Source organism: Microcystis sp. Msp_OC_L_20101000_S702, assembly GCF_007095705.1.
GTDB classification, from domain to species: domain Bacteria; phylum Cyanobacteriota; class Cyanobacteriia; order Cyanobacteriales; family Microcystaceae; genus Microcystis; species Microcystis ichthyoblabe_A.
Genome location: NZ_SFBO01000157.1, coordinates 1 through 4,212, shown reverse-complemented (window position 1 = coordinate 4,212; position 4,212 = coordinate 1). Strand labels below are relative to the sequence as shown.

General features: G+C 41.9%; 3 protein-coding genes and 1 pseudogene. 1 reads left to right on the top strand and 3 read right to left on the bottom strand.

From position 1 onward, the window contains the following. Positions 1-196 precede the first annotated feature (196 nt). Together lpxB and lpxA are read right to left on the bottom strand one after the other, a co-directional pair. Positions 197-1,399: a lipid-A-disaccharide synthase gene (gene lpxB / locus EWV60_RS16855; protein WP_287233539.1), complete on the bottom strand. Its 1,203-nt coding sequence runs from the start codon at positions 1,397-1,399 to the stop codon at positions 197-199. 148 nt (positions 1,400-1,547) lie between these two features. Next, on the bottom strand, positions 1,548-2,384 hold the full coding sequence (gene lpxA / locus EWV60_RS16850; RefSeq protein WP_042790427.1) for an acyl-ACP--UDP-N-acetylglucosamine O-acyltransferase: 837 nt from the start codon (positions 2,382-2,384) through the stop codon (positions 1,548-1,550). A 150-nt stretch (positions 2,385-2,534) separates the two neighbouring features. Between lpxA and EWV60_RS16845 the strand changes: the two genes are divergently transcribed. Beyond that, positions 2,535-3,854 carry a four-carbon acid sugar kinase family protein gene (locus EWV60_RS16845; RefSeq protein ID WP_287233537.1) on the top strand — a complete coding sequence of 440 codons (1,320 nt, stop codon included), beginning with the start codon at positions 2,535-2,537 and terminating at the stop codon, positions 3,852-3,854. A gap of 127 nt (positions 3,855-3,981) precedes the next feature. Here the strand turns inward: EWV60_RS16845 and EWV60_RS16840 are convergent. Further along, positions 3,982-4,106 (bottom strand): annotated as a pseudogene (locus EWV60_RS16840) (IS1 family transposase); the annotation flags it as partial. Positions 4,107-4,212 lie beyond the last annotated feature (106 nt).

The window sequence follows — 4,212 nt, the reverse complement described above, 5'->3', positions numbered from 1 at the left end:
GGTGATGCAAGGGTTTTAAGAGATTCTAGCAGATTTAAGTGCATTTGGGAAGCTCTCAATCAAGCTAAAAGCCCTTTCCTGTAAGGTTTTTAGATTTATTCAGCAAACCCTAAATAAAAATAATCTCCTGAATCCTATCTCCTATCTCCTATCTCCTATCTCCTATCTCCTATCTCCTGACTCCTGAATCCTAACCCTAACAAAGGCCTATTTTAAACACCTCTTGCGCTACTCGCTCGCAACTGCCTACTGTTCCTAAACCGGCTTTAGTTTCTGCGTATTCATCTAACATTTTTTGCCGACGTTGCTGATTTAATAATAAATCTAGACATTCCTGCATAATTCTCTCTGGGTTAGCTTCCTCTTGTAATAATTCGGGAACAATTTCTCGCATTAAAACTAAATTTACCGGTGAGACAAATGGTACAGAAAGCTTCATAATATTGCGGGCAATCCAAGCAGTAACTGCACTTAAACGGTAAACCACCACCTGCGGCACATTTAACAAAGCAATTTCGAGATTAACTGTACCAGACTTAGCCACAGCCAGATCGGCTGCGGCAATCGCTTCTAAAGTCTGATCTCGTTCCATAATCACCGCATTTAATCCATATTCCGCTACTAATTCTCGCATTTTTGGTTCGTATAAAGCTAGGGGAACGGGAATTAAAAACTTAATATCGGGAATTTTTTCCTGTAATTTTTGGGCAGCAGCGCACACCGTCGGCACGAGATATTTAAACTCCTGTTGACGGGAAGCAGGTAATAAAGCGATTACCGTTTCTTCGGGTTTTATTGCCCATTTTTGCCGCATTTCTTGGCGATTGGGAGCATTTGCCATACGATCAACTAAAGGATGTCCCACCCAAGTTACCGGTAAACCTTTTGTTTCAAAAAAACGAGCTTCAGCGGGAAAAATTGCCAATAATTTATCGGTGACGGCGATTAATTTTTCCGTATTAAATAACTTTTCTGCTGTGGCCCTTAGTTTAGCTGAGGGGATATTTTCTTCCGACCAAATCCACACCTGTGGGGCAATATAATAAATAATTGGGACATCGGGAATAATTTTTTTAGCCGACTGACCGATTGCCACATTTGCCCCCACATAATCAATTAAAATAATCAGATCAGGGGGATGATCTCTAAAAAACTCTTTTGCTCGTTTTTGTAGTTGTAAAGTTGGCCAAATAAAGGGGATAGATTCAATTAATCCCATGGCAGCCAGTCGAGTGGTTTTCCCCAACATTTTTGCTCCGGCTAACTCCATGCGATCGCCACCTAGTGCAAAAATTTCTAACTCAATTTCCTGGGTTTTAGCTAGTTTAAAAAGGGATTCAATCAGCATGGCTGCCTGTAAATCACCCGATACCTCACCCGTACTAATAAATATACGCATTTGGATAATTATTTGATAATAAAAGAATTCAGGAGACAGGATTGCTGGAGATAGGATTGCTGGAGATTGTTTTTATTTATTCTTCCCACTTCCCCATCACCCCACACCCCACACCCTACACCCCACAGACTGTTCCTCAATCAATAAATTATTTCCCCGGAATTAAACCGCGACGTTTTTCTCCGGTGGTAGAGGATTGTAAAAATTGACAGAGATGTTGAACATGGGGGTTATCGGTTAAGAGAGAAACTTGTTCTAAAGCCTCCTGAAGATTTATATTAGAACGATAGATAATCCGAAAAGCTTTTTTGAGTAAAGCTAAATCTTCATCGGTAAAACCGGCCCTTTGTAAACCGACTAAATTAAGAGTTCGCACGCGACAGGGATTGCCTTCCACTAAAGTAAAAGGGGGAACATCGCGATCAATACGACTCATTCCTCCTAACATGGCCATTTTGCCAATATGAACAAATTGATGTACTCCTAAAACCCCCCCGATAACTGCTTTTGATTCGATCTGAACATGACCAGCCAAGGCGACACTATTAGCGATAATAATGTTATCTTGCAAAATACAATTATGGGCAACGTGAACATAGGCCATTAATAAATTATTACTGCCAATTTGGGTAACTTCTCCCGTATCCGTGGCGCGATTAATCGTGACAAACTCGCGAATTTGGTTATAATCACCAATTTCTACGGTACTTTCGCCCCCTTTATACTTTAAATCCTGTGGTTCATTACCAATAACAGCCCCAGAAAAAATATGATTACCCTTGCCAATTTTGGTCGGACCTTCAATGACCACATGGGCATCAATAATTGTATCAGCTTCAATTTCCACATTTGCCCCGATCACAGCATAGGGACCAACTTTAACCTTGGGATCAAGTTTTGCCGACGGATGGATAACCGCAGTGGGGTGAATTAACGTATTCAAAGGGAAGTCTCCCGCGCTCAACTTCGTCACTGTATGAATCATGGTATAGCTTATCCTATATTGGACAGATTGTGATCAAGATTGATAGCGGTTGCTTGCGGAGGGGACGACTTTGATGGGGAACCAGAACCCGATAAACTATTAACCAGATTCTCTTGGTTCCTTCGTCCCTCCCATCCTGATAAAAAATATATGAGTAATAATAGACCTAAAATTATAGTCTTAGATGACGACCCGACAGGTTCCCAAACAGTCCATAGTTGTCTGTTGTTGATGCGGTGGGATGAAGATACTCTCCGCTTGGGATTGGCAGATAATGCGCCAATTTTCTTTGTTTTGACCAATACTCGCGCTTTAACCCCCGAAAAAGCCGAGTCTGTCACCAGAGAAGTCTGTCATAATCTGAAAACTGCCTTAACTAAAGAGGGAATCGAGGATTTTTTGGTGGTTAGTCGTTCCGATTCTACCTTGCGCGGGCATTATCCGATCGAAACTGATGTTATTGCCGAAGAATTGGGCGGTTTTGATGCTCATTTCCTGATTCCAGCCTTTTTTGAGGGGGGTAGAATCACCCGTGATAGTATTCACTATTTAATCATCGATGGCGTTCCCACTCCCGTCCACGAGACGGAATTCGCTCGCGATTCGGTTTTTGCCTATCACTATAGTTATCTGCCGGATTATGTGGAGGAGAAAACGAAAGGTAAAATTAAAGCAGATGATGTGGAAAGATTTTTACTGGCAGATATCCGTCAAGGTAGTTTAGAACGACTGCAAAAGCTCAAAAATAATCAATGTGGGGTGGTAGATGGGGAAACTCAAGCGGATCTCGATCGCTTTGCTGAAGATATTTTAACCGCCGCAGGGGAAGGAAAAAAATTTTTATTCCGTAGTGCCGCCAGTATTTTAACTTCTTTGGCTAATTTAGGAACTCAACCGATCGCACCCGAATCTATGGGTAAGTATAAGCCCACGGGGGAAGCCGGGGCAATTATCGTCGGTTCCCACGTCAAAAAAACTAGCCAACAATTAGATAAACTGCTTCAACAACCCAACACCGTCGGAGTCGAAATCGATGTGACGGCATTGCGCGATCGTCCTGAGCAACGAGATCAACTCCTAGCACAAGCTCTGGAAAAAGTCAAGCTTATTCACAAAAATAAACAAACCCCCGTGATCTATACCAGTCGGCAAGAGTTAACCTTTGCTTCTGTGCAGAAACGTCTTGATTTTGGGGTTGCCGTCTCCACCCTGTTAATGGACATTGTTAAGGGTTTACCCAGTGATATCAGTTTTTTAATCAGTAAAGGCGGAATTACTTCCAATGATGTCTTAAGTACGGGTTTAAGCCTGCAATCGGCCCGTTTACTCGGTCAGATTCTCCCCGGTGTCTCCATGGTCCGTACAGCAGCCGATCATCATCTCTTTCCTAATTTACCTGTGGTTCTTTTCCCTGGTAACGTTGGTGATGTCCAAGCTTTAGCCACAGTTTATCAACGTTTGTGTCAATAGGAGGCAATCAGTGATCAGTGAGCAGATGTGAGTTTTCAGTTCACTGATTACTGAAAAAAGCTCCCCAATTCATAATTCTGGTGGTGATTCGGTAGTAGTGATGGCGGCTTAATCCTTTGCCTTGCTGTGCATTGTAGTCATGGATAAAATACCAAAGGGTTCCCCAAGGTGATTCTCCATTTTTTTAGAGAAAGATAGACTCTCTCTCACCAGCCAAGAAATCCTTAGTCGAAAGGTATTATTTAGGGTTTGCTGAAAAAGTCATTGAAAAGTACAGGTCTCTTAATCAATGATTTCACTTAGCTACAAGCATAAGCTTTAGTTGTTGATTAATTTTTAAGTCATAACTTATCCTAAT